Source organism: Pseudodesulfovibrio mercurii, from assembly GCF_000189295.2.
Lineage (GTDB): Bacteria > Desulfobacterota > Desulfovibrionia > Desulfovibrionales > Desulfovibrionaceae > Pseudodesulfovibrio > Pseudodesulfovibrio mercurii.
In genome coordinates this window covers 2,913,483-2,940,162 of sequence record NC_016803.1, presented here as the reverse complement: position 1 = coordinate 2,940,162, position 26,680 = coordinate 2,913,483, and the positions used below count along the sequence as shown (strand labels likewise).

The 26,680-nt window shown below is 66.0% G+C and carries 18 protein-coding genes; 10 read left to right on the top strand and 8 right to left on the bottom strand.

The features are described 5' to 3' along the window. Positions 1–57: 57 nt before the first annotated feature. Both DND132_RS13260 and DND132_RS13255 read left to right on the top strand, forming a co-directional pair. Entirely contained in the window at positions 58–1,980 is a 1,923-nt protein-coding gene (locus DND132_RS13260; protein ID WP_014323264.1) for an aconitate hydratase, read from the top strand. 66 nt (positions 1,981–2,046) lie between these two features. Further along, entirely contained in the window at positions 2,047–3,948 is a 1,902-nt protein-coding gene (locus tag DND132_RS13255; protein WP_014323263.1) for a SurA N-terminal domain-containing protein, read from the top strand. 715 nt (positions 3,949–4,663) lie between these two features. Here DND132_RS13255 and DND132_RS13250 read toward each other — a convergent pair. The 3 genes from DND132_RS13250 to DND132_RS13240 form a co-directional block, all read right to left on the bottom strand. Next, positions 4,664–5,233 carry a class I SAM-dependent methyltransferase gene (locus tag DND132_RS13250; RefSeq protein ID WP_014323262.1) on the bottom strand — a complete coding sequence of 190 codons (570 nt, stop codon included), beginning with the start codon at positions 5,231–5,233 and terminating at the stop codon, positions 4,664–4,666. An 86-nt stretch (positions 5,234–5,319) separates the two neighbouring features. Beyond that, the gene (locus DND132_RS13245; protein WP_014323261.1) at positions 5,320–6,660 is read right to left on the bottom strand and encodes a trypsin-like peptidase domain-containing protein; all 1,341 of its coding nucleotides are present in this window, start codon (positions 6,658–6,660) and stop codon (positions 5,320–5,322) included. A gap of 1 nt (position 6,661) precedes the next feature. After that, positions 6,662–7,507, bottom strand: coding sequence for a zinc metalloprotease HtpX (locus tag DND132_RS13240; protein ID WP_014323260.1), 846 nt, complete (start codon positions 7,505–7,507; stop codon positions 6,662–6,664). Positions 7,508–7,731: 224 nt separating this feature from the next. Here DND132_RS13240 and DND132_RS13235 point away from each other — a divergent pair, with 224 nt between their 5' ends. The 5 genes from DND132_RS13235 (at position 7,732) to DND132_RS13215 (ending at position 13,889) form a co-directional block, all read left to right on the top strand. Continuing rightward, positions 7,732–9,060 carry an ATP-dependent 6-phosphofructokinase gene (locus DND132_RS13235; protein WP_014323259.1) on the top strand — a complete coding sequence of 443 codons (1,329 nt, stop codon included), beginning with the start codon at positions 7,732–7,734 and terminating at the stop codon, positions 9,058–9,060. A 115-nt stretch (positions 9,061–9,175) separates the two neighbouring features. Then, positions 9,176–10,489 carry a cytochrome ubiquinol oxidase subunit I gene (locus DND132_RS13230; RefSeq protein WP_014323258.1) on the top strand — a complete coding sequence of 438 codons (1,314 nt, stop codon included), beginning with the start codon at positions 9,176–9,178 and terminating at the stop codon, positions 10,487–10,489. Between the two features lie 24 nt (positions 10,490–10,513). Further along, positions 10,514–11,563, top strand: a complete 1,050-nt coding sequence (cydB, locus tag DND132_RS13225) for a cytochrome d ubiquinol oxidase subunit II (RefSeq protein WP_014323257.1) — start codon at positions 10,514–10,516, stop codon at positions 11,561–11,563. A 433-nt stretch (positions 11,564–11,996) separates the two neighbouring features. Next, on the top strand, positions 11,997–12,563 hold the full coding sequence (locus DND132_RS13220; RefSeq protein ID WP_014323256.1) for a TRAP transporter small permease subunit: 567 nt from the start codon (positions 11,997–11,999) through the stop codon (positions 12,561–12,563). Then, positions 12,564–13,889 (top strand): TRAP transporter large permease, encoded by a 1,326-nt coding sequence (locus DND132_RS13215; RefSeq protein ID WP_014323255.1) that lies wholly within the window; start codon positions 12,564–12,566, stop codon positions 13,887–13,889. It begins immediately after the preceding gene. Positions 13,890–14,435: 546 nt separating this feature from the next. On the opposite strand, the gene DND132_RS13210 is transcribed toward DND132_RS13215, so the two are convergent. Further along, positions 14,436–15,581 (bottom strand): TRAP transporter substrate-binding protein, encoded by a 1,146-nt coding sequence (locus DND132_RS13210; protein WP_014323254.1) that lies wholly within the window; start codon positions 15,579–15,581, stop codon positions 14,436–14,438. Positions 15,582–15,814: 233 nt separating this feature from the next. Between DND132_RS13210 and DND132_RS13205 the strand changes: the two genes are divergently transcribed. Next, complete coding sequence (locus DND132_RS13205) at positions 15,815–16,276, top strand: LexA family protein (RefSeq protein WP_014323253.1); 462 nt, start codon at positions 15,815–15,817, stop codon at positions 16,274–16,276. Between the two features lie 210 nt (positions 16,277–16,486). Here DND132_RS13205 and DND132_RS13200 read toward each other — a convergent pair whose 3' ends face one another. Further along, positions 16,487–16,819: an STAS domain-containing protein gene (locus tag DND132_RS13200; RefSeq protein ID WP_014323252.1), complete on the bottom strand. Its 333-nt coding sequence runs from the start codon at positions 16,817–16,819 to the stop codon at positions 16,487–16,489. 19 nt (positions 16,820–16,838) lie between these two features. Beyond that, positions 16,839–19,433, bottom strand: coding sequence for a SpoIIE family protein phosphatase (locus DND132_RS13195; protein WP_014323251.1), 2,595 nt, complete (start codon positions 19,431–19,433; stop codon positions 16,839–16,841). Between the two features lie 163 nt (positions 19,434–19,596). Between DND132_RS13195 and DND132_RS13190 the strand changes: the two genes are divergently transcribed. Both DND132_RS13190 and DND132_RS13185 read left to right on the top strand, forming a co-directional pair. Then, positions 19,597–22,125 carry an ABC transporter ATP-binding protein/permease gene (locus DND132_RS13190; protein ID WP_014323250.1) on the top strand — a complete coding sequence of 843 codons (2,529 nt, stop codon included), beginning with the start codon at positions 19,597–19,599 and terminating at the stop codon, positions 22,123–22,125. A gap of 241 nt (positions 22,126–22,366) precedes the next feature. Next, positions 22,367–22,696, top strand: coding sequence for a carboxymuconolactone decarboxylase family protein (locus DND132_RS13185; protein WP_014323249.1), 330 nt, complete (start codon positions 22,367–22,369; stop codon positions 22,694–22,696). A 198-nt stretch (positions 22,697–22,894) separates the two neighbouring features. On the opposite strand, the gene DND132_RS13180 is transcribed toward DND132_RS13185, so the two are convergent. Together DND132_RS13180 and DND132_RS13175 are read right to left on the bottom strand one after the other, a co-directional pair. Next, positions 22,895–24,457 carry a glycosyltransferase family 2 protein gene (locus tag DND132_RS13180; protein ID WP_014323248.1) on the bottom strand — a complete coding sequence of 521 codons (1,563 nt, stop codon included), beginning with the start codon at positions 24,455–24,457 and terminating at the stop codon, positions 22,895–22,897. Further along, the gene (locus tag DND132_RS13175) at positions 24,438–26,570 is read right to left on the bottom strand and encodes a glycosyltransferase (RefSeq protein WP_014323247.1); all 2,133 of its coding nucleotides are present in this window, start codon (positions 26,568–26,570) and stop codon (positions 24,438–24,440) included. The genes DND132_RS13180 and DND132_RS13175 overlap by 20 nt, the downstream gene beginning before the upstream one ends. Positions 26,571–26,680 lie beyond the last annotated feature (110 nt).

The window sequence follows — 26,680 nt, the reverse complement described above, 5'->3', positions numbered from 1 at the left end:
CGGCGACCGCGCGCCCGGACGGCTTGGAGAGAGACCCAACGTATTCTAGGAGAGAGCATGGGCAAGAACATCACCCGCAAGATCATCGAGCAGCACCTCGTCTCCGGGGAAATGGTCCCCGGACGGGAGGTCGGCCTGCGCATCGACCAGACCCTGACCCAGGACGCCACCGGGACCATGGCCTGGCTGCAGTACGAAGCCATCGGCATCGGCCGGGTCCGCACGGACCTGTCCGTCAGCTACGTGGACCACAACACCCTGCAGATGGGCTTCCGCAACCCCGACGACCACCGCTTCCTGCGCACCGTGGCCGCCAAATCGGGCGCGGTCTTCTCGCCCGCGGGCACCGGCATCTGCCACCAGCTGCACCTGGAGAACTTCGCCAAGCCCGGCGCCACGCTCATCGGCTCGGACTCCCACACCCCCACGGCCGGCGGCATCGGCGCCATGGCCATGGGCGCGGGCGGCCTGTCCGTGGCCCTGGCCATGGCGGGCGAGCCGTACTTCATCCCCATGCCCAAGGTCGTCAAGGTCGAACTGACCGGCGAGCTGACCGGCTGGACCCAGGGCAAGGACGTCATCCTCGAACTGCTCCGCCGCCTGACCGTCAAGGGCGGCGTGGGCAAGGTCTTCGAGTACGCCGGTCCCGGCGTGGCCTCCCTGTCCGTCCCGGACCGCGCGACCATCACCAACATGGGCGCGGAGCTGGGCGCGACCACCTCCATCTTCCCGTCCGACGAGACCACCCGCGACTTCCTGACCAAGATGGGCCGGGCCGACGACTGGACCGAACTGGTCGCCGACCCCGACGCCGAGTACGACGAGATCATCACCATCGACCTGTCCGCCCTGGAGCCCCTGGTGGCCCAGCCGCACATGCCGGACCAGGTCTGCAGGGTCAAGGACCTGGCAGGCAAGAAGATCGACCAGGTGGCCATCGGCTCCTGCACCAACTCCTCCTACTCCGACCTCAAGAACACCGCCCAGATCCTGGCCGGGCACGTCACCCCGCCCGAGACCGACCTGATGATCTCCCCCGGCTCCAAGCAGGTCCTCAAGATGCTCTCCCGCGAGGGGCTCATCGAACCCCTGCTGGACGCGGGCGCGCGCCTGCTCGAATGTTCCTGCGGCCCGTGCATCGGCATGGGCGGCTCGCCCATCTCGGCGGGCGTGTCCGTGCGCACCTTCAACCGCAACTTCGAGGGCCGCTCCGGCACCCAGGACGGCCAGATATTCCTGGTCTCGGCCCAGACCGCCGCGCGCCTGGCCCTGGACGGCGAGTTCACCGACCCGGCCGGTTGGGGTCCCGCGCCCGAGCGCGTCACCCTGCCCGAGGACGTGCCGTCCATCCGCGAACTGTTCGTCTTCCCGCCCGAGGACGGCTCCGCCGTCGAGGTCCTGCGCGGCCCCAACATCGTGGCCCTGGAGGACTTCGAGCCCCTGCCCGAGACCGTTGAGGCCAAGGTCCTGCTCAAGGTCGGCGACAACATCACCACCGACCACATCCTGCCCGCGGGCGCGCAGATCACCGCCCTGCGCTCCAACATCCCGGCCATCAGCCAGTACATCTTCTCCCGCGTGGACGAAGGGTTCGTCGCCCGCATGAAGGAGCACGGCAAGGGCGTCATCCTGGGCGGCGAGAACTACGGCCAGGGCTCCAGCCGCGAACATGCGGCGCTCGGCCCGCGCCACCTGGGCGTCAAGGCCGTGGTGGTCAAGTCTTTAGCCCGCATCCACCGGGCCAACCTGATCAACTTCGGCATCCTGCCCCTGCTCCTGGTCGATCCGGCCGACTACGACAAGCTCGAACAGGGCACGGACCTGACCATCCCCGCCTCGGAGATCACCCCCGGCGGGACCGTGAACATGGTCGCCGGAAACGGCGTAACCGTCCCGGTCACAAATGATTTGACCGAAAAGGAACTACAGATTATCCAGGCAGGTGGCCTCCTGAACGCCGTTCGGGAAGGCAAATCCTAAGCCCGGCACCATGGTGCCTCCCCCGACCGGGGAGGCACCCTGTTCATCATAGCTATCGGAGCGAAAATGTTAGAAGTAATGCGCGAAAATGCGTCCGGATGGATCGTCAAGATCCTCTTCGCCATCATCATCATCGTCTTTGTCTTCGCCTTCGGCATGTCCGGGCTGAACAGCTCCGGCGACCCGACCGTGGCCACGGTGAACGGCCAGGCCATCACCCGGGCCGAGTACGAGGCCATGTACCAGCGCGCGGCCGAAAACCTCCGCCGGACCAACCCCGACCTGCCCCCGGCGCAGACCCGGTCCCCCGAATTCAAGCAGATGGTCCTGGGTGAACTGATCAGCCAGAAACTCCTCCTGGGCGAGGCCGCCAAACTCGGCATCCGCGCCTCGGACAAGGAAGTGGCCGCAGGCATCGGCGCCGTGGACGCCTTCAAGGACGCCAACGGCAACTTCGACCAGCAGCGCTACCAGACCGCCCTGCGGGATATCCGCATGACCCCCGGCGACTTCGAGGAGAACTACCGCCGCGACCTGACCATGGAAAAGGTCAAGGATGCCGTGGGCGTCCCCGCCGACCTGTCCGAGAGCCAGGCCCGCCAGATCTTCGACTGGCTCGGCGAAACCGCCGCCATCGATTACATCGAGGTCCTGCCCACCGACTTCCGCAACGAGATCAAGATCGGCGAGACCGAAATCGAGGCCTACTACCAGGCCAACCAGGACCGCTTCCAGATCCCGGCCCAGGTGACCCTGCGCACCCTCGCCTTCACCCCGGCCAGCCTGGCCAAGTTCCAGACCGTCACCGACGACGAGATCAAGGCCTACTACGCGGCCAACAAGGACTCCCTCGAAGAGCCCGCGCAGGTCCACGCCCGCCACATCCTCGTGGCCGTCAAGGAGTCCGACTCCCAGGCCGACCAGGAAAAGGCCAAGGCGCGCATCGACAAACTCTACCAGGAAGCCAAGGCGGGCGCGGACTTCGCCGAACTCGCCAAGAAAAATTCCGACGGCCCCAGCGCCCCCAACGGCGGCGACCTGGGCTGGTTCGGCAAGGGCGCCATGATCCCGGACTTCGAAAAGGCCGCCTTCGCCCTGAACAAGGGCGGGGTTTCCGAACCCGTCCGGACCCAGTTCGGCTGGCACATCATCATGGTCGAGGACAAGAAGGAAGGCACCACCAAGACCTTTGACGAGGCCAAGGACGAGATCAAGGCCCGCCTGGCCGAGGAAAAGGCCTCCGACCAGGCCAACGACCTCCTGGACCAGGCCACCGACCGGCTCGTGTCCGGCATGTCGCTGACCGACATCGCCTCCGAACTCGGCCTCGAAACCGTGACCACCGACCCCATGCCCGCCCAGTTCCTGGGCCAGGCCTTCGGCATGAACGCCGACGCGGCCAAGGCCGTGTCCGGCCTCACCCCCGGCCAGGCCTACAAGAGCCCCGTGGCCGTCAACGGCGGCTACATGCTCGTCGAAAAGGTCGAGGACATCGCGCCCTCCATCATGGCCCTCAACCTCGTCCGCCAGACCATCGTCAACACCCTCGAAAACCAGAAGGGCGCCGAACTGGCCGGACAGGAAGCCGAAAAGATCCATGCGGCCCTGACCGGCCCCGACGCCGAGGCCGCCGCCAAGCAGTACGCCGCGCGCATCAAGACCTCCAGGCCGTTCAACCGCCAGGGCAATATCCCCGAACTCGGCCAGAGCGAACCGCTCACCAAGGCCGCCTTCAACGCCGAAGACAACGGCTGGTTCAAGCTCGTCTACACCATGCCCGGCGGCGGCGCCGTCGTGGCCCGGCTCAACAAGCGCATCCCGGCCCCGGAAAAGACCTGGGAGGAACAGAAACAGTTCTGGCTCACCCAGGCCGGTCAAAACTACCGCCGCGAAGCCGTGGCCGCCTTCATGGACGACCTGAGCAAAAACGCCCAGATCGACATCACCCGGCCCGACATCCTCAAATAACGCGGCCGGTCCATCCGACTCACCAAAGGGCTGCCCTCACAAGGGCAGCCCTTTTTTCGCGCTCGCCGGATGGGCCAAGGACGAACCAGCGGAGAATGCCTCCGGCGGGCCCTCGCCGGGCGGGCGCCTCCGGCGGCCAGAGAACCCTTTGGAAAGGGTTCTCTGGACTCTCCCAAACTTTTTGTGTGCCTGCGGCAGGAGCGTGCGGACGCGGGTGGATGTGCCGGGTTGGATGGGGTGGGAAGACCGTGCTGCTTCGCGGAGGGATTGGCGGGGAGCGGCCTGGCAGTGTTCCGAAGTGTTCGCGCCGCCCAACGCCGCTGGCGGGCTCAGGCGGAACCCATCAAGCCGGTTTTGCGGCGTTGGTAGAGGGCGGCAGAGCGGTCCTTTTTAACGAACGGTTCCCTTCTTAAACAAACCCCCGCGATTTTGGGCGGGGGAAACGGCGGAAATTGTTCCGCGAAGACACACGTTCGCCCACCCGTTTTCCCCGCCCGAAATCGCCCCCAGGCACGGCGGAAGGCGCCCTGAGCGGGGCTTCCGTCGTCGCACGCCCCTGAGCGCAGCGAACATGGGATTCTCAAGGCCCTCGGCCTTAAGCGGGGCCGCGTCGGGTCTTAGACCGAGCTTGCTCGGTCATAGAGCCGTCGACAGCAGCGATAGGGCAGCGCCCTGGTCGCCCCGTAGGGGCCGCCGGAGGCATCCCCCCAAGCCGCTACCCCGGCATTTTCACGACCGCATAAAACCCGTTCGACTGGTGGCCGTGCATGGTCTCGTAGACGACTTCCTCGAAGACGAGGGTTTCGAAGCCGGAAAAGAGGGCTTCCATGTGGTTGCGGTCGTGGTGCCGGAGGGTGCCGCCGTCGTCCACGTCGAAGACGCCGTAGAGGCCGTATTTCCGTTGCCCGAGCTGGTAGCGGTCGAGGTTGCGGCGGTCGCGGTTGAGCAGGAAGTCGTTGACGTGGAGCAGGCCGCCGGGCTTGAGGACGCGTTTGAGTTCGAGCAGGGCCTCGGCCTGGACGCGGGTCTCGGTCATGCAGGTGAACACGGCGAGCATGAGGGCGGCGTCGAAGGTGTCGTCTGCGTAGGGCAGAGGTCCGCCGGGGTAGGCGTGGAGGTTGAGTTCGGGGTGTTCGGCCAGGCCGCGCCGGATGAGCGGCTCGGAGAAATCGATGCCGGTCAGGTCGGCGTATCCGGCCTTGGCCAGTTCGGCCATGATCCGGCCGTAGCCGCAGCCGAAGTCCAGGATGCGGGCGTTGCGGTCGGGCACGTGTTCGGTGAACACGTCCAGGCGGAACGGGGTGGTGAAGGTCTTGGCCGCGCAGGCGTCGGTCCAATAGCGTCTAGGGTCCGGAATGGGAAGGCTCCTTGCTAGAGGGTCATTCGGACGGTGTAGAGGTTGCGCCCGCGCTGGACGCGCATCATGACCGTTTTCTGCATGCGGTTGCGCAGGAAGGCGTTGAGCAGGTCGATGCCCGAGGCCAGGCTGCGGTTGCCGATCTGGTGGATGATGTCGCCCTGCATGAGGCCGAGCTTGGCGGCGGCCGAGCCGGGGACCACGGTGGTCACTTCCGCGCCCGGTCCCTGGGGCCGGTCGGCCAGCTCGAAGCCCCAGCGGCTGCGCACGAGGTTCAGCGCCATGGCCTTGTCCAGGACCTGGGGCCGGAGGTGGAGCCGGATGGTGTGGCCTTCGCGCAGGGTGACGAGGTTGACGGATTCGGACTTGGTCACGCTGAACAACCGGGTCAGGTAGTCGCTCTTGTCGGCCAGGGTGCGGCCGTTGAAGGACAGGACCACGTCGCCCGGCTTGACCTGGGCGTCGGCTGCCGGGGTGCCGGGGTAGACCTCGGTGACGAGCATGCCGTCGAGGTTCTTGAGGTCGAAGTAGCGGGCCGCGGCCTGGTCCACGTCCTGGCCGAACAGGCCGAGCCAGATGGGCGCGACGTGGCCGGAGTCGAGGAGTTCGGCGATGACGTGCTTGGCCTTGTTGATGGGGATGGCGAAGCCGATGCCCTCGGCCCGGGCCTGGATCGCGGTGTTGATGCCGATGAGTTCGCCGTTGATGTTCAGGAGCGGACCGCCGGAGTTGCCGGGGTTGATGGCCGCGTCGGTCTGGATGAAGCTGCCGTAGGCCCCGCCGTTGGTCTTCATGGGCCGGTTCAGGGCCGAGACCACGCCGGTGGTCACGGTGTTGGAGTAGCCGAAGGGGTTGCCGATGGCGATGACGGTCTCGCCGATGAAGATGCCGTCCGAGTCGCCCATGGCCACCTGGGGCAGGTCCTCGGCCTTTTCGAGCTTGAGCACGGCCAGGTCGAAGTCGGCGTCCGAGCCGACCAGGTCGGCCTTGAACTCGCGGCCGTCCTTGAGGCGCACGGCGATGTCGCCGCCCGAGGCGATGACGTGGGCGTTGGTCAGGACCAGGGCTTTCTTGCCGTCGATGATCACGCCCGAACCGAGGCTCTGGGACTGGCGGGGGCGCTGATCGTAGAACCCCTTGAAGAACTGGTCGAGCAAGGGATCGCCGAAGGGCGAGCCGGTGCCGGGCCGGGCCTCGGAGGTGACGGTGATGTTGACCACCGAGGGGCTGACCGCCTCCACGGCCAGGACCACCGGGGTGCGGCGGTCGGCGGCGCGGGCCGGTGCGTAGGCGAGGCCCGCCGCGAGGAAGAGGAGGAGGAAGAGGGAGAGACGCAGGGGGGGAACGGGTCGCATGCTACCTGCCTTGGGCCATGGCCCGGAGGCGCGCGATGCGGTCCTCGATGGGCGGGTGGGTGGCGAACAGGGACGCGGCCCTGCGTCCGCTGAACGGGTTGACGATGAACAGGTTTTCGGTGACCGGGTTGCCCTGGAGCGGAATCCGCTGGGAGGCGGCGTCGAGCTTGGACAGGGCGTCGGCCAGGTCGTTCGGGTTGGACAGGCGCGCGCCGGTGGCGTCGGCCAGGTATTCGCGGGACCGGGAGATGGCCATCTGGATCAGGGTGGCGGCGATGGGTGCGAGCAGGGCCATGGCCAGCGCGGCCAGGGGGTTGCCGCCCTCGTCGTCGCGGGAGAAGCCGCCGAAGATGGCGGTAAACTGGAGCATGTTGGCGATGAACACGATGGCCCCGGCCAGCACGGCCGCGATGGTCTGGATGAGGATGTCGCGGTTGACGATGTGGCCGAGCTCGTGGGCGAGGACTCCGCGCAGTTCGTCGGGGTCCAGGATGTTGACGATGCCGCGCGTGACCGCGACCACGGCGTGCTGCGGGTTGCGGCCCGTGGCGAAGGCGTTGGGCGCGTCCTGGGGGATAAGCACGATGCGCGGCTTGGGGATGCCCGCGGCCTGGGCCATCTCGCCGACCACCCGGTGGATGTGCGGGGCGTCGCCCGGCGACAGGGGCTGGGCCTTGTACATGCGCAGGACGATCTTGTCCGAGTACCAGTAGCTGCCCACGTTCATGAGCATGGCGAACCCGAAGGCCAGGAACAGGCCCGCGCGTCCGCCCATGGCGCCGCCCAGGGACATGAGCAGGCCGGTGAGCAGGCCGAGGAGGAGCAGGGTTTTGAGCTGGCTGGTCATGGTGATGGCAATCCTCCGACATCCGTCGTTGTTTTCGATCCCAGTAGATAGGAATTCGGCGGCAAAGGTCAAGGCCCGACGGGAGCCCGGACCGGACCGGGTGCCGGTTGCGTGAGTTCGTGTTATCGTATTGAGAAAAAACGGAGATACCGTTTGCTCGCAGGAAAAAATCGTTATAATACGGTTAGGCAATGGACCATTGCTGAATTTTGGAGGTCGAGATCATGAAAGCATGCAATTCCGAGAGCCCCACGCCCAAATCCACGGAGATTTCCACGGTCGGTCCGGCCAAGATCGCCAATCCCATCGCGTTCGGCCGGTTCGTCGAAGAGGACGACGCCGTGCTGGTGAACATCTCCCGCCGGACCGTGGAAGGCAACCCCAAGAGCCGCAAGAAGCCCGAGCACATCTATTTCGAGCCCGCCGGTCCCCGTGACAAGATCTACTACGACCCGAGCAAGACCAAGTGCGCGGTGGTCACCTGCGGCGGGCTGTGCCCCGGCCTGAACGACGTCATCCGGGCCATCGTCATGGCCGCCTGCCACGAGTACAAGGTCCCGTCCGTGCTCGGCATCCAGTACGGCCTGGCCGGGTTCGTGCCCGAGCAGGGCTACGACGTCGTCGAGCTGACCCCGAGCTTCGTCTCGCGCATCCACGAGTTCGGCGGCACGGTGCTGGGCTCCTCGCGCGGGCCCCAGGACCCGGAGGTCATCGTGGACGCCCTGGAGCGCATGAACGTCTCCATCCTGTTCATGATCGGCGGCGACGGGACCATGCGCGCGGCCGCCACCGTGGTGGCCGAGATCGAGAAGCGCGGCCTGTCCATCTCCGTGGTCGGCCTGCCCAAGACCATCGACAACGACATCAATTACGTCTCGCCCTCCTTCGGCTTCGACACCTCGGTGGAGACCGCGGCCATGGCCATCAAGGGAGCCCACGTGGAGGCCACGGGCGCGCCCTGGGGCATCGGCATGGTCAAGGTCATGGGCCGGGACGCGGGCTTCATCGCGGCCCAGAGCGCCCTGTCCTGCCAGGAGGTCAACTTCTGCCTCATCCCCGAGGACCCCTTCGACATCCACGGCGAGAAGGGTTTCCTGGCCGCCCTGGACGAGCGCATGAAACGGCGCGGCAACGCGGTCATCGTGGTCGCCGAGGGCGCGGGCCAGGACCTGCTGGCCGCCTCGGGCAAGGCGGACGCCTCGGGCAACGTGCAGCTCAGCGACATCGCCGCCCTGCTCAAAAAGGAAATCCTCGAGCACTTCGGGAAACAGGGCATCGAGGCCACCCTGAAGTACATCGACCCGAGCTACATCATCCGCTCGGTCCCGGCCAACGCCAACGACCGCATCTACTGCTCGTTCCTGGGCATCCACGCGGTCCACGCGGGCATGTCCGGCCGCACCGGCCTGGTCATCTCCCGCTGGAACGGCCGCTACGTGCACATCCCCATGGCCGTGGTCACCAGGGGCAAGAAACGGATCAACACCTGCTCCAACTACTGGCGCGCCGTGCTCGAATCCACAGGCCAGCCCGTGACCATGAAAAACGATTAATTGGGAACAATAATTATTCTTGATTTGTTCAAAAGATGGATGTATGCAGCTTTGAACGTTGGGTATTTTTTAACGGTTTGAGGTATATCAGAGCAATATCCACAAGGGGGTTTGTATGGATGTGCTGATGCTTTCCCGGCTGCAATTCGCCGCAGCCACCATGTTTCACTTCATTTTCGTGCCGTTGACGCTGGGGTTGTCGATCCTCATCGCCTGCATGGAAACGGCCTATGTGCGCACCGGCAACGAGGTGTACAGGAAGATGGCCAAGTTCTGGGGGAAACTTTTTCTGGTGAACTTCGCCCTGGGCGTGGTCACCGGCATCACCCTGGAATTCCAGTTCGGCACCAACTGGTCCCGCTACTCCATGTACGTGGGCGACATCTTCGGCTCGCTCCTGGCCATCGAGGCCACAGCGGCCTTCTTCCTTGAATCCACCTTCATCGGCGTCTGGCACTTCGGTTGGGACAAGCTCTCGCCCAAGGCCCACGCCACCGTGGCCTGGATGGTGGCCGGCGCCTCCAACCTGTCGGCCATCTGGATTCTCATCGCCAACGGCTTCATGCAGAATCCCGTGGGCTACGTCCTGCGCAACGGCCGGGCCGAGCTGACCGACTTCTGGGCGGTCATCACCAACAAATACGCCTGGCTCGAATTCTTCCACGTGGTCCCGGCCTCCCTGCTCCTGGCCGGATTCTTCATCGTGGGCATCTCCGCGTGGCACCTGCTGCGCAAGAGCAACACGGAATTCTTCAAGAAATCCTTCAATCTGGGTATCTCCGTGGCCCTGGTCTTCGCCCTGTTCACCGCGGCCGAGGGCCACATCCACGGCAACAACCTGTCCGACACCCAGCCCGCCAAACTGGCGGCCATGGAGTCGCACTGGGAGACCCAGACCCAGGCGCCCATGTATCTCCTGGTCATCCCCGGCGATGACGGCAACCTGCTCCAGGCCCTGCCCCTGCCCGGCGTGCTGAGCTTCCTGGCCTACAACGACTTCAACGCCGAAGTGAAGGGCCTGAGCGACTTCCCCAAGGAGGACCGGCCGCCCGTGGTCCTCTCCTTCCTCTCCTTCCGGCTGATGGTCGGCCTGGGCACCCTGTTCATCCTGGTGGCCGCCTTCGGCTTCCTGATTCGCAAGAAGGTGGACAACTACCCGCTCTTCCTCAAGGCGCTGCCGTTCTGTATCCCCCTGCCCTACATCGCCATCTGGGCGGGCTGGACCCTCACCGAGGTGGGCCGCCAGCCGTGGATCGTGTATGGGCTGATGCGCACCTCGGACGCGGTCTCCCCGGTGGGCGGCGCCGAAGTGGGCTTCACCCTCGTGCTCATGACCCTGCTCTACGCCCTGCTCGGTGCCGTCGGCATCTGGCTGATGATCAAGCTGGCCAAGAAGGGTCCCGAGGACCACACGCCCATCCAGGTCTAATTCAGCGAATAAAGGAGAAAATCTATGACTACTTTGATGGAAACCGGTTCGCTGCACTATTACCTGGCGATGATCTGGTTCGTCCTCTGGGGCGTGCTCTGGGCCGTATACTTCATCCTCGACGGCTTTGACCTGGGCGTGGGCACACTGCTGCCCTTCCTGGCCCGGACCGAAACCGAAAAACGGGCCATGTTCAACGCCACCGGTCCCTTTTGGGACGGCAACGAGGTCTGGCTGATCGCGGCGGGCGGCGTGACCTTCGCCGCCTTCCCCTACGCCTACGCGCAGATGTTCAGCGGCCTGTACCTGGCGCTCATGCTGCTCCTGTTCACCCTGATCGTGCGCGGCGTGTCCTTCGAGTTCCGCTCCAAGGTCGAGAGCGATACCTGGAAGAAGATATGGGACGCGGCCCACGCGCTGTGCTCCTTCCTGCCCGCCCTGCTGCTCGGCGTGGCCTTCGGCAACATCTTCCAGGGCATCCCCCTGGACGAGACCGGCTTCTCCCAGGCCGGGCTGCTCGGCCTGCTCAACCCCTACGGCATCGCGGGCGGCATTCTGTTCGTGACCATCTTCATGATGCACGGTGCCCTGTGGCTGTGCATCCGGACCACCGGCGAACTCAAGCAGCGGGCCGAGACCATGGCCACCAAGCTGTGGCCCGGCGTGGTCGTCCTGACCGTGCTCTTCCTGGCATACACCGCCATGTCCACCCAGTTGTTCGCCAACTACATGGTCTACCCGTTCCTGTTCGTCATCCTGCTCCTGCCCGTGGCCGGACTGGTGCTCATGCGCACCTACCTCGGCGCGGGCAAGTACTGGATGGCCTGGGCCTCCTCCTGCCTGTACATCGGCGGCACCGCCCTGTTCGGCGTGGTCGGCATCTTCCCGGCCATCATCCCGTCCAACCCCAACCCGGCCAACAGCCTGACCATCATGAACTCCGCGTCGAGCCCCCTGACCCTGGAGATCATGCTCGTGGTGGCCCTCATCTTCGTGCCCCTGGTCATCGGCTACCAGTCCTGGGTCTACAAGCACTTCGCCACGGCCATGTCCGAGGACGACCTGCACTACTAGCGGCGACCCCGCCCACCGCAACGACCGCCCGGTCCGGCACCCGCCGGACCGGGCTTTTTGTCGGCCGTCCCCCCGTTCCGGGGGGGACAGGCACATGCGGAAGGGCATTTTTCATGATTTTCATGGAAAAACCGTTTCAAGACCGGTTTTTCCCGGTCCGCGGGCCTGATTTTACCGCTCCGGGACCGAAATCCCGCTCGCGAAGCCTGGCAGGGGCCGCCCGGACCGCCCGGCAAGCCCCGGCGGGCCTCACTTTGCGCCGCCGGGCTCCCCCGCATTGTTTTTACAACCCACGGCACTTCTGCTAGGTTGCACCATTCCCTGCACCGGGACCTTGGGCATGGAGGCCGAAACCTTCGGGCTTTGGCCTGGCAATGCTTTCATATAATTCGTTATCTGGCGAATCGTCGCCGCTTTTCAAGGAAGGATTCCGATGGCAATTCTGCTCGGCTTGGTGCGTTGCATCGACCGGCTCAACGAATGGGTCGGCAAACTGGCGGGGGTCATCTCCCTGCTCATGGTCGTGGTGGTGACCGGGGACGTGATCATGCGATACGCGTTCGATACCACCTTCGTGGCGGTCCAGGAACTGGAATGGCACCTGTTCGGGGTCATGTTCCTGCTCGGCGCGGGCTATACCCTGCTCAAGGACGAACACGTGCGTGTGGACGTCTTCTACCAGCGCCTCAACCGCAAGGCCAAGGCGTGGATCAATTTTCTCGGCGTGCTCTTCTTCCTGCTGCCCGGCTGCTACCTGGTGCTGGACACCTCCTGGAAGTTCTTCAGCATGTCCCTGGCCATCCACGAGGGATCGGGCGACCCCGGCGGGCTCCCGGCCCGCTACGTGCTCAAGGCCTTCATCCTCATCGGCTTCGCCCTGGTGGCCCTTCAGGGCGTGTCCATGGGCATCAAGGCCTTCATGGAGATCATCGGCAAGCCCATCCAGCCCGCTCCAGGCACCACGGAGAAACCGGTTTCGCCCGAAGGGGAGGGTGCCTAGATGATGGAAGCGCTTCCCCTGATCATGTTCGCGGTGCTGACCGTCCTGCTGATGATCGGCTTTCCCGTGGCCTTCACCCTGCTCGGCACCTCCCTGGTCTTCGGCCTCATCGGCTTCGAGAGCTGGGACTTCTTCAACCTCCTGCCCATGCGCATCTGGGGGACCATGACCAACCAGACCCTGCTGGCCGTGCCCCTGTTCATCTTCATGGGCGTCATGCTCGAACGATCAGGCCTGGCCGAGGATCTGCTCGAGACCATGGCCCTGCTCTTCGGGCGCATGTGCGGCGGCCTGGCCGTGTCCGTGGTCATCGTGGGCATGCTGCTCGGCGCGTCCACGGGCATCGTCGGGGCCACCGTGGTGACCATGGGCCTCATCTCCCTGCCGACCATGCTCCGGCGCGGCTACCAGACCGAGCTGGCCACGGGCGTGATCTCGGCCTCGGGCACGCTCGGGCAGATCATCCCGCCGTCCATCGTGCTCGTGCTGCTCGGCGACATCATCGGCGTGTCCGTGGGCGACCTGTTCATGGGCGCGGTCATCCCCGGCATGCTCCTGGTCGGCCTGTACTGCATCTACATCATCATCTACTCGCACTTCCACAAGACCTGCGCCCCGTCCATCCCGGACGAGGAATGGGCCGAAATCCTGGCCGCCGGGCTGGGCAAACGGGTGGTCAAAGCCCTGCTGCCGCCCCTGCTGCTCATGACCTGCGTGCTCGGCTCCATCTTCGCGGGCGTGGCTTCGCCCACCGAGGCGGCGGCCGTGGGCGCGACCGGCGCGGTTCTCCTGTCCATCGTCAACGGCCGGTTCACCTTCAAGCGGCTGCACGAGACCATGATGACCACCACGGTGCTGACCTCCATGGTCTTCATCATCCTGGTAGGCGCGGGCGCCTTCGGCCTGGTCTTCCGGGGCCTGGGCGGCGACCACGTCATCCGCCAGTACATCACCCACCTGGCCTTCGACAAATGGACGGTCATGTTCATCATCATGACGATCATCTTCGTCATCGGGTTCTTCCTGGACTTCATCGAGATCACCTTCATCCACATCCCGGTGCTGGCCCCGATCATGCATGACTTCGGCTTCAACCCACTGTGGTTCGCCATCCTGTTCGCCATCAACCTGCAGACATCGTTCATGACCCCGCCGTTCGGCTTCTCGCTCTTCTTCCTCAAGGGCGTGGCCCCGCCGTACGTGCGCACCAGCCACATCTACAAGGGCATCATCCCGTTCGTCCTGCTCCAGCTCTTCGGCATGGGGCTGGTCATCGCCTTCCCCTCGCTGGCCACCTGGCTACCGTCGGTGGTCTTTGGGGATTAGCGGCTTGCGTGAGCTGCCCGTCCGCACATTCTTTCCGGCGGTCTTTCGTCCTCACGCAGACGGCTACGCCGCGGCGAAAGCCCACCGGAAGAAAATGCACAGCCGCCCCACTCTCCCAAGCCTATTCCGAGGCCGGGAGAGCGGATCATAAAAAGACAAGAGCCCCCGCCGTACCCACGGCGGGGGCTCATTCATTTCTCCGGCCCTCGCCATCCCCACGGCGGGTGTTCATCTTTCCACCCTCCGTTGCGCAGCAACGGACCACCTCCCCCCGCCCCTGCGGCACCAACGCAGCGCCGTGCCGCCGCCCTCCCGCGCCCGCACGCCCCCCCCCACGCCGCATCAAGGCTTTGGAGAGTGGTGGAGATGTGCATTTTCCGAGGGGGGCGGCGACCGCAGCGTAGCCGTCTACGTGAGGATCGGCGCCCCCCCTCGGAAAATGTGCAGATCCGCCGCTATCCGAAGCCGCCACTCCGGCACGAGGCGCAAAAAAAGGCGCGGCCCCCGAATGGGGGACCGCGCCGTTTTTGCGCCGATGTGCCGGACTTACACGCCGATGGACATGGTGTCGAAGTAGGTGCGCGAGGAGACGTCGGCCCAGGAACCCCACTGCTCCTGGAACTTGTTGAAGCCGGCCGCGACCTTGGTGGCCATGGGCGACTTGGTGGCCTCCTCGGCGACCACTTCGCGGGCCAGGACGCGCAGGTCGGCCAGGGTCTGGGGGGACAGCTTGCGGACCTGGACGTGGTGCTTTTCCACGAGTTCCTTGAGGGCCGCGCCGTTCTGGGCCTCGAAGTCGCACAGGGCCTGCATGTTGGTCTGGGCCGCGGCGGCCTCGCAGATGGCCTTGAGGTCCGAGGGCAGGGCGTTGAACTTGTCCTTGTTGAACATGACGTCCAGGCAGCTGCCGCCCTCGTGCCAGCCCGGGGTGTAGTAGTACTTGGCGGCCTGGTAGAAGCCCATGCGCAGGTCGTGCAGGGGGCCGACCCACTCGGTGGCGTCGATGACGCCGCGTTCCAGCGAGGTGAAGATCTCGCCGCCGGGCAGAAGAACCACGGTGCCGCCCGCGCGGGCGATGACCTTGCCGCCCAGGCCGGGGATGCGCATCTTGAGGCCCTTGAAATCGTCGATGGAGTTGATCTCGCGGTTGAACCAGCCCGCCATCTGCACGCCGGTGTTGCCCATGGGGCGGCCGATCAGGTTGAACTGGCCGTAGACCTCGTCCCACAGGTCCATGCCGCCGCCGGAGTAGAACCAGGCGTTCAGACCCTGGGCGTTCAGGCCGAAGGGCACGGCGGAAAACCACTGGCACGCCGGGTCCTTGCCCGCCCAGTAGTAGGGGGAGCCGGAACCGCACTCGGCCGTGCCCTGGGACACGGCGTCGAACACGCCCAGGCCGGGCACCAACTCGTTGGCCGCGTAGACGTCGATCTTCATGCGGCCGTTGCTCATGGTCTCGACCCGCCGGGCCAGGTCGTCGGCGCCGGTCTGCAGGATCGGGAACTTGGGCGGCCAGGTGGTGACCATCTTCCAGTGCACGGTCTTGCCGACCTGGGCCGGGGCAGCGGCCTGGTTGGCCTCGCCCTGGGGCGCCGCGGCCTTCTTGGTGTCGTCGTTGCAGGCCGCCAGCAAGGCGGTGCCGCCGGCAAGTCCGGCAATGGCCGCCTTGCTCAGAAATTCACGTCGCTTCATCTTTCCTCCGATGTGGAAACGATTCTATCGGCCTTCCAGGGACCGCATGTAGTGGTATAGCGCCAGAAAACGTGCATGATTTCGGCGACAATTGCAAGCCGCCAACCCCCGGCCCGCCACGCTTTTCCCGCCCCAGCGCCCCCTGCCCGCACCACAATTTGTTTTGTCAAGATTGACATTTTCCCCATTTTCTCGGAAAATGTTTTATCAAAATTGACAACGAGGTGTTCCCGATGGCTTTTTGTCTGCACGGCGCGGTGGGCGCGGACGGCCGGGCGTGGGCCATATGCCGGCCCTGTTTCGGGACGCGGCTGGCCGTGCCCCTGGCCGGGGAGTCGGTCCCGGCGGGGTTTCCGTCGCCCGCCGAGGAGTATCTGGAGAAGCGGCTGGACCTGAACGAGCACCTGGTGACGCGGCCCGAGGCGACCTATTTCGTGCGCGTGTCCGGGGATTCCATGATCGGGGCGGGAATCCACCACGGCGACCTGCTGGTGGTGGACCGCTCCCTGGACCCGAGGCCCGGCAACGTGGTCATCGCCCTGGTGGAGGGGGAATTCACGGTCAAGCGGCTGAGGAAGTCCCCGCTCGGCCTGGAGCTGGCCCCGGAGAATCCCGAGTATGTGGCGATTTTGCTATCCGAGGAGACGGACTTCCTGATCTGGGGGGTCGTGTTGCATGTCATTCATACGATTTAGCGGGTTGCCGTCTCCGCAAGCATGGAGAAGGCCGCCGGGAGGCCCCGAAGCGATGCGCGGGCGCAACCCCGCACCCGGCTCGAAGGCAAGGGGCGCGGCTCTTCCCCAGCGCCTCGTGCCGCGGGCGCGGTCCAGCGCGGAGCCGCAGGCGCCCGGAACACGGGCCCGATCCGCAAGACGGCTCACGCCCGGCCCACGAGGAGGGGGCGCCTACAGCGCCCCCAAGGCATCGATCCGCGTGGGGTAAAGCGGAAAGATCTTGTCGTATCCCGAGACCTCGAACACTTCCTGGATGTAGTCCTTGACCCCGCAGATGGCCACGGTGCCGGAGTTCTTCTTCAGCCGCTGGTAGGCCAGGACCAGGACCCGCAATCCCGAGCTGTTGATGTAGTCCAGGCCGGTGAAGTCGAACAACAGCCTGGTGGTGCCGTTTTCCAGCAGGGCCAGGACCTTGTCCTCCAGGGCCTGGGTGCCCTCGCCGTCGAGGTTGCCGTCCACGGCGAGGATGACCACCCCGCCCTCTTCGATCTGATTCAATGCCATTCTCTCCCTCCGTATGGGACTAGCCCTGCACCGGGCAGTGGGTCTTGCCGATGTTCTTGTGCAGGGTCAGGACGTTCTTGCCGTTTTCTCGCTTGTAATGGATGCCGTGCACCATGTTCTTGATCAGGTGGATGCCCAGGCCGCCCACGGGCTTGGTGCGATCCTCCAGGGGCACGTCCAGTTCGGGCTCCGGGGCCTCCAGGATGTTGAAGGGCTCGGAGTCGTCCTCCACCCGTATGATCAGGTCCTCGCCCTGCAGGACGATGGTCGCGTCGATGGGATGCTCGTCGAAGTCGGCGTACCCGTAGGAGATGATGTTGGTGATCAACTCGTCCAGGACCAGGGTCAGGTGGAAAATGATCTTGGGGTGCAGGCCGTGTTCGATGCCGAATGCCTCCACCTTGGGTTGGAAGCACTTGAAGCAGTTCTGCTTGTTGGTCATGCGGAAGGATATGGAATGTCGCGCCATGGACTTGCCGTCCGCTTCCCTCTTGACCACGACGACGGCGATGTCGTCCTCCTGGCCGTTGCCCTGAAAGGCCTCCACCGCGGCCATCATGGCCAGGCGGATGCCCTCGGCACTTTTATGGGCGCTCTCCCGGATGATGGCAAGCATTCTCTGTTTGCCGAACATCTCGCCGTCCGCGTTGCGGGCCTCCCAGACCCCGTCCGTGGCCATGACCAGGACCTCGCCCCCTTCGAGGGTGGTCCCGCTGGTCGCGTAGGCGTAGTTCTCGATGACGCCGAGCGGGATGCCCTCGCCGTGCAGCTCGCCGAAGACGTCCGTGGCCGGATTGTAGCGGATGGCCGGATCGTGCCCGGCCCGGACCCACTGCACCTGGTTCGAGTCCGCCGTGAGCTGGAGATAGAACAGGGTCAGGAACCGTCCGGTGCCGTCCAGGTCGCGGCTGAGCACCCGGTTGATGGTCCCCACGCGCTCGTGCGGGGCCATCTCGATGTCGGACAGGGTGTGCAGCTGGCCCCTGGCCGTGGCCATGACCAGGGCCGACGGCACGCCGTGGCCGGACACGTCGCCGATGACCACGGCCAGGCAGGGGGCGTGGTCGGCCGGGCAGACCTTGAGAAAGTCGTAGTAGTCGCCGCCGGTCTTGTCGCAGTAGAGGATGCCGCCCGAGATGTCGTACCCGGCCAGTTCGGGCTCCGCGCCGGGCAGGAGCAGCCGCTGGACCTCCTGGGCCACCTCCATGACCCGGTTGAGGTGCATGAGCTCCTTGAGCTGCGGGCCCATTTCGTTGATGGAATTGATCAGGTCGTCGCGTTCGTCCCCGGTGTGGTGCTCGATGCGCGCGCCGAAGTCGCCCCGGGTCAGCTTCCTGGCCACCTCGACGATGGCGTAGATGGGCTTGGTGATGGCCCGCGAACCGAACCAGGCGATGAGCCCGGTGATGATCAGCATGGCCCCGGAGACCACCGAGGACATGGCGCGCACCTCGGCGAAGAGGCTCTGGAGGGAGGCCGCCACCTCGTCGGGCAGTTTGGCCGCCACGGTCTTGGGCGCGATGACCAGCAGCGAGACAACCTCGGTGGAGGCGAAGGCGCACAGGGACGGCTCGCCCTCGTAGGAGACGTCCACCACGCCGGAGTCGCGAGTGTCCATGGCGTGGAGCAGGACCTCGTAGCCCACGGGCTCGTCGAAGGTCAGCCACTCCTGCTCCACGGCGCTCATCCAGTGGTGACGGCCCTGCTCGTTGGGCTCCCGCTGGACCAGGATGGGCAGCCCCTTTTCCGTGGGGCTTCCCTCGGGGATGCGCTCCACCAGGAAGGTGCGCACCTCGCCGCCCCAGCGGGCCTCGAGCTGTTCGTCCGCCATCATGGAGTGGGTCGGGATGTCGATGGACACGGCCCCGAGAAAGCGCCCGGACGCGTCGCGCAGGGGGTAGACCACCTTGTTGACCACGTACCGGGTGGCCGGGTCCACGCTGTGGAACCACTGGAAGGCGTTCGCCTCCCGGACCTTGACGTACCAGTCCTGGGTCCTGGCGTCGTACATGGCGGGCAGCCTGCCGTGGCCGGGATAGGTCATCATCACGCCCGACTCCATGGCCACGTTGATCCAGAACGGGGCCTGGGGCAGGTTTCGGAAGATGGCCCGGATCTCGGGCATGGCCAGGAGCAGGCGGTGCATCTCGGGCTCCACGGCCCGCTCGTCGAGCATGTGCGGCAGGTGGAATGTCGGATGGTCGAAGCTGACCTGGATCAGCTGCTGGCGGTTGCCCATGGTCCGGCGGCTGTACCCCTGACGCCGGGCCGCGTCGGGCGGGGTCAGATCCGGATCGCCGAAGTCGTTGGCCAGGAAGGGCTCCGGCCCGTCCTCTGGCGAAGGCAGGGCCAGGACGCCGTCCACCACGCGGGCCACGCCCAGGGTGGCCAGGCGCATGACCTCGGAGCCGCGCTCGAGCAGATCGAGCAGGGAGGAGGCCGTATACCGGAACTCGTCGGACACGATGCCGAGCAGCTCGCGCCGGGTCTGGTCCCCGGTCTCCTTGATGACGTTGTTGGAGGCCCGGCTCATGAGTCCGCGCGAGACGAAGATGGGCCCCAGGCTGAAGGCCAGGAGGACCACGAAGAATTTGACTCGGATGGATATCTTCATACGTTTTCCGGACGCCCTGCCGCCGCGGCGCCGTACATGACGTTTGACCACAGATGGGGGGCAAATGTCCACCGCCCCGCACCCCATTTCCATTATAATGCTTGGAAAACCAGTCCGGACCGTTTATACCCGAACTGTCCCGAACCCGAAAAATGGATGGCTTATGCCGCACCCCAACGACCAGAAACGAATCACCAAAACCTCCCTGTATTCCTGGGTCCTGTACAAGAGCGTCCCGCTCCAACTGGCCGTGGTGGGCATCATCGTGGTCACCGTGGCCATGCGCGTGGTCCCGCTGGAAATGCAGAAACGGATCATCAACCAGGCCATCGGCATGAAGGACGTCTCGGCCCTGTGGCGGTACTGCGCCCTGTACATCGGGTCCGTGACCCTGGCCGCGATCCTCAAGTTCGCCATCAACCTGATGCAGGTCCAGATCGGCGAGCGCGCCCTGAAGACCATCCGCGAGCGGCTCTACGAACACCTCCTGTCCCTGCCAGTGCAGTTCTACCGCCGCACCTCGCCCGGCAACGTCATCTCCTACCTGATCACCGAGTTCATCCCGGTGGCCACCTTCATCGGCCAGGCCGTTGCCGTGCCCGCGGTGAACATCCTGACCTTCCTGGCCATGGCCGCATACATGATCAACCTCAACCCGACCATCGGGTTGATCTCCATCTCCATCTACCCGGTGGAGCTCTTCGTCCTGCCGCGCGTCCAGAAATACTTCCGCCGGGCCAACCGCCGCCGAATCAAGCACACCCAGGCCCTGTCCGGCCTGGTGGGCGAGGCCGTCTCCGGGGTGCACGAGGTCCACTCCAACGCCTCCATCCCACTGGAAAAGCAGCGCTTCAGCAAGGTCCTGAACAAGCTCTACAAGGCCACCGTACTGCAGAACGGGATCAAGTTCGCCATCAAGTTCGTGAACAATTTCTTCATGAGCCTGGGCCCGTTCGTGCTCTTCCTCATCGGCGGCTGGTACGCCATCCAGGGCCGCTTCGACGTGGGCGCCATCGTGGCCTTCCTGTCGGCCTACGAGAAGCTCTACGACCCGTGGAAGGAGCTGATGGAGTTCTGGCAGGTCTACCAGGACAGTTCGGTGCGCTACCAGCAGATCATGCGCGCCTTCGACCACGCGCCGGAGTTCAAGCAGGTCACCGAGGGACGCGCCCCCTACCTTCTGGACAACGACGTGGAGATCCGCAATCTGTCCTTCGTGGTCGGCGGCAACGTCCGGCTGCTGGACAACGTCTCCCTCAAGGTCAAGGGCGGCGAACACGTGGCCCTGGTCGGCTTCTCGGGCTCGGGCAAGTCCACCCTGGCCCTGTGCGTGGCCCTGCTCTACAAGTACACCAGCGGCTCGGTCCTGCTCGGCGGGCGCGAGGTCTCGGAGCTGACCAAGCAGGACATCTCCTACAACCTCGGCATGGTCGCCCAGCACCCGTTCATCTTCGACGGCACGGTCAAGGAGAACCTGCTCTACTCCTGCCGCTCCCTGGCCATGCAGGGCGGGCACTGTCCGGGCGGCGACGAGCCCAGCCTGGACGACCTGATCAAGATCACCCAGCAGGTGGGGCTGTTCACCGACGTCCTGGCCTTCGCCCTGCGCTCCCGCCTGGACCCCGAAGCGGACAACGCGGCCCTCAAGGAGGCCATCCTGGCCTCGCGCAAGGAGTTCCAGGAGGGTGAGGCGGGCATGTACGCGGACGTGGCCGAGCACATCGAGTTCTTCGACACGGACTCCTACTCGCGCTACATGACCGTGGCCGAGAACATCGCCTTCGGCGCGTCCAACGCCGAGCCCTTCGACCAGGAGCACCTGCACGCCCATCCGGAATTTCTGAAGTTTCTCGACGACCACGGGCTGATGGCCCACCTGACGGTCCTCGGCGAGACCCTGGCCAGGGTGGTCACGGACGAGCTCGGCCCGGAGCCCTCCCACGAGGACTTCGCGGGCAGCCCCATTACCGAGGCCGAGTACGGCGACTACCAGAAGGTGGCCAACCGGCTGGATTCGGGCGAACCGCTGTCCGAGCAGGAAAAGGCGCTGATCCTCAAGCTGGCCATGGGCTACACGCCGGGCATCCACAAGCAGGTGGTCCTGGACAAGGGGTTCGCCAACCGCGTGGTCCACTCCCGCCGGGACTTCATGGACCTGGCCACGGAGCGCTACCCCGGCGCGTTCACCTTCTTCGCCCAAGACAAATACATCGACGCCCTGAACATCCAGGACAACATCCTGTTCGGCCGCGTGCGCACCGACGCCCAGGGGGCCGAGGAGGAGATCAACCACCGGATCATGCAGGCCCTGATCATGCAGGGGGCCCTGGAGCCGGTGGTGGAGATGGGGTTGAATTTCCAGGTGGGCTCCATGGGCGACCGGCTGTCCGGCGGCCAGCGCCAGAAGGTGGCCCTGGCCCGGACCTTCCTCAAGGCCCCGCCCGTGCTCATCCTGGACGAGGCCACCGCCGCCCTGGACAACAAGTCCCAGGCCCGGGTGCAGAACATCCTGACCAACAACTGGAAGGGCAAGTCCACGGTCCTGGCGGTCATCCACCGGCTGGACATGCTGCCCTATTACGACAAGGTGGTGGTCCTCAAGGCGGGCCGCATCGTGGAACAGGGCGAATACCGGGCGCTCCTGGATCGAAAGGGCGCGCTCTACACCCTGATCCACGGCACGGAGGACTAGCCCCTTTCCGACGGGAAAGCCGAAACAACCGATTCCGCGCAACGAAGCGGAATCGGTTGTTTATTTGGCAAAAAACGTAACAAAATTCTTCAAAATAGAAATTTTTTCCTCTTTTTTCCACTTTACAGGTCGATTTTTTGAATGTACCCAATGGGCAACCCAATCGGGACTCTCTCCCTCTCATAGGCCCGGTCCAGGAGACGTTCTCCTGGACCGGACTCTACTCACCAAGGAGACCGCTATGCCGGAACCCGCTGAAAAAGCGACCGAACTCTTTCGCCAGATGAACAAGAACCGCCGCAACGTCTTCAAGGCGTACCAGGGGTTCACCGCCGCCATCAAGAAGGGCAGCGCCATCGAGGACAAGTACCAGTCCCTGATCCTGATCGCCTGTTCCATCCTATCCCAGTGCGACATGTGCATATCGCTCCACGTGCAGAACGCGGTGACCTGCGGGGCCACCAAGGACGAGATCATCGACGCCGGCCTCCTGGCCGTGGCCATGGGCGGTTCGCCCAAGATGATGTACATGCGCTACGTGTACGAGGAGCTCGACAAGCTCTACGAATAGGGATCGGTCCCCCCACACGCGAACAAACGGCGCGCCATGCACGGACATGGCGCGCCGTTTTTTTTCGCGAAGCCCCCCCCTCCTCCGCGCCCCAGGCGCATACGCGGGAGGCAAGGGGGCGAACCCCTGCCCGCCGGAGGCGACGTCACCCGGCAAACGCCGCTGAGCGGCCTTCAAAACCTGATTTTCCAGGACGTCCTACAGAGAGTCGAGGTATTCCAGCTTGCCGAGCAGGTCGCTTTCGAGCAGGGCCTGTTCGGCCTTGAGGGCGGCGGCGATGTCGGCGCGGGCGTGCATGACCTGCATCTTGTACTTGTTGCCCAGGGCGTTGCCCAGTTCCGGGGCGGAGATCAGGGAGGCCGCGCCGGTCCGCTTCTTGTGGCGCACGGCGAGGTGTCCCTGGCAGACCGGGAAGCGGCCCGCCTCGCACAGGCGCAGGTCGTGCTCCATGTCGTCGTACTGGGACGGGGAAAGGTGGATGGCGAAGTCGCCGGAGTCCAGGAGCACGTCCGTGCGGAAGAGGTGGCAACAGCCCGTGACCGAGGCGCAGGGGCGCAGGAAGTCGAAGTCGCCGGTGTCCAGGGTCTGGGCGTGCAGACCGGTCAGGCCGAAGGGGTTGGGGTCCAGGCGGGTCAGGTCGGCATGGGCCTCGGGGTCCATGGACAGGTGGCTGTCCGCGCTCTGGATGCACAGGGGGTTGGCGTGGTCCACCACCTTGCAGCCCCAGACGCCCGCTTCGGGGTAGCGCGAGACCGCCGCGCCGAGCCGTTGCAGCCAGTCGGCGGGCAGGTCCACGTCGTCGTCCAGGTAGCAGACGAAGTCGTGCGCACGGACCGCGTCCAGGTGGAGCAGCCAGTTGCGCGCGGCGGCCGCGCCGATGTTCACGGGCAGGGAGACCGTGGTCAGGCGGTCCGCGCCCAGCCGGTCGGCGAACTGCCCGGCCCGGCGGGCCAGTACCTCGGCGGTGCGGTCCGTGGAGCCGTTGTCCAGGACGAAGAGCGAGGCGTCCGCGAGATCGGCGGTGAGCAGGGTCCCCAGGGTGGCGTCCAGTTCGTCCGCCTTGTTCCAGGAGTAGAGCAGCACGGCCGTGCGGCCCGGCAGGGGCGCGCGCAGGGAGGACACCCCGGTCAGGGCGTCGTGGGCGCGCAGGGCCAGGCCGACGTTCCACGGGGCCGTGCGGGCCGCGTCCAGGAGCGCTTCGGGCGCGGGCGGCGCGGGCGGGGAAAAGAGGGTCCGGGCGCGGTTTTCGGCGGCGGCAAGGAGCGGACGGACCGTGTCGGGGGCGTCCATGTTCAGGATGTGGAAGACGAAGTCCGGCTCGTTCTCCACCGTGCCCGCGACGACCGCCTGTTCGCGCCAGAAGAGGTTGGCGGGCTCACGGGCCACGGCCCGGTCCAGGAAGGCACGGGTCCGGGCGAAGTCGCGGGCGGCCAGCAGGTCGCGGAGCGGCGCGGGGTCGGCCGGGGCGCGCCAGTGGTCGGCCAGGACGCGCAGCCGGGCCGCGTCGTCCGGGTCGAGGAGCGCGGCGGCCGGGGCGGCGTCGAGCACCTCGGCGGCCAGCCCGCCGTCCAGGGGATGGTTCGCGGCCAGGGTGCGCAGGGCGTCCCGGACCACGGGGGCGGCGGCCCGGCCCGAGCGCAGGCCGTGGGCGGCCACGTCGAGCAGGTGGCCCTTGCCCGTGAACCCGAGGCGCAGCAGCCCCTTGAGATCGTCGGGCAGGGCGCGCCAGGCGGCGCGGCCGTCAGCCTTGGGCGCGCCCATGGGTATGCTCCTCGATGTCGGCGGCAGGTTCGGCCGGGGGCTCGGCCACGGTCATGGCCTCGATGGGCAGGGGCTCGTACAGCCGCTCGCCCATGTACACGCGCATGAGGTTGCGCCCCTTGGCCTCGGGCGTGAACAGGGTGCGCACCACCCGGCGGCCCGCCAGCCCCAGGGCGTACCGCTTGAGCGGGTCCTCGGCCAGTCGGCGCATCCGCGCGGCCAGGCAGTCCGCGTCCTCGGAGGCGCAGAGGAAGCCGTCCACGCCGTCGCGGACCACCTCGGGGATGCCGCCCACGCTGGTGCACACGGCGGGCAGGCCGAAGTCGAACCCTTCGAGCAGGACGTTGGGCAGGCTCTCCAGACGCGAGGAGACCACCAGGACGTCGGCGAAACGCAGCTCGTCCAGGACCTCGGCGTGGGAGAGCTTGCCCGCGTTGCGGTAGCGTTCGCGGACCCGGGGGGTGAGGACGTCCTCGAACCGGCCGAGTTCGCCGTCGCCCACGCCCACGCCCACGAACTCCAGGTCGCGCGCCCCGTCCCGGCAGAGCCGGTCGGCGGCCTTCAGAAAGACGTCGAACCCCTTGATGTGCGCGCCGTTGCCCACGTAGATGAAGCGCGTGCCCCGCTTCTTGCGCGGCTTGGGCTCGCCGTGGTCCGGTTCCGCATAGGCGTTGTAGACCACGTTCAGGAGCCCCCCGCGCACCCAGTGCCTGCGCAGTATCTCGGCGCAGCGGACCGAGTTGGCGATGACCCCGTCGCTGAGCGCGGTCCACAGGAAGAACACGGCGTTGGGCCGGGAGATGACCCCCCGGTTGATGAACAGTTTGCACTTCGCGCCCAGGAGCCGGGCCAGCACGCCCATCTTGTAGGCCCGGTTGTGGAAGGTGTGGACCACGTCGATGGACCGGTCCCGGACCAGGGCCTTGAGAAACTTCCCGGCCCGCACGTAGTCCCGGAACCCGTCGAAACGGACCACTTCGACATTGGTTCCGTCCAGGCCGTCCAGGGCCTGGTTGAGGGCCGAGTCCGGGGCGACCAGGGCGTATACCTTCACGCCCATGTCGGCCATGGCCTTGACGTTGTTGATCATCTGGCGGCTGCCGCCGGACAGCTTGTCGGAGTCCGTGGCGTAGAGGACGGCGTTCACCTCCGGCTTCTTGCGGTATTTCTTGAAGAAGAAGCGGGAGGAGAGGGTGCCCGAGTACATGCGCAGCCGGTGCTGGATCCAGCGGCCGTCCTTGGGGGCGCCCACGCCGATCCGGTTGAGACGGAACGGGTCCGTGCCCCGGGCGTTGGCCCAGCGCTCCAGGGTGAAGGCCCCGACGTACCCGGCCTCCTTCAGCTCGGCCTCGGCCACCGGGTCGAACTGGCCCCACGGCCAGCAGAAGAGCTGCTCGTCCCAGCCGTTCAGGGCGCGGATGCGTTCCAGGCTCCGGCGGAAGTCCCGGCGGCAGAACGCCCGGCGCTCGGCCTCGGACCGCTTGACGAAGCGCGGCCCGCCCAACCCTTCGAGCACGGGCCAGAACCCGTCGTAGACGTAGGCGCTCCCGGCCTTGAACAGGGGCCAGCCGTCGTGGTGGCCGGGATAGATGGACCAGCCGCCCCAGTGCGCCCCGGCCGCCCCCATGGGCGGCTGCGGCACGAGGTTGATGAACGCGGCCTGGTGGTGGCAGCCGTGGGCGAAGACCTCCATGCCCTTGTCGAGCATGGCCCGGTACTCGGCCTCGTTGATGAACTGGGAAAAATCGCCGTCCAGGAGGGCGGCCCGGAAGGCCTGGGGCATGGGCAGCATGGCCGGCGCGGTGTCGGCCGTGCGCACCTCGCCGGGCACGGTGAAGTCCGTGAGCGCGAAGAAGGTCCCGGTCATGCCGCGCTTCTCCAGCTCCGGGACCACGGTGGTCCAGTTGGACAGGTGGCCGTCGTCGAAGGTCAGGACCAGGGATTTCTTCGGCGCGGCCATGTCTCCGCGCGTCACGGCCAGCAGCTCGCGGCCGGAGATGGTCCGCCAGCCCGCGTCGAGCATGGCGTCCAGGTGTTCGCGGAACCGCTCGGGCGTGTGGCCGTTCACGTCGGACACGTTGTGGTAGCAGAGGACGGGTATGGATGTGCTCATCGGTTATTTTCTCGCTTGCGCTCGGGCTTCCGAGAAGTAGCAGATGGGCCGGACCAGGGCAAGGCGGGAGGGGACGCGGCCGGGAAGGTCCGGCGGTTCGGCCAACCGCG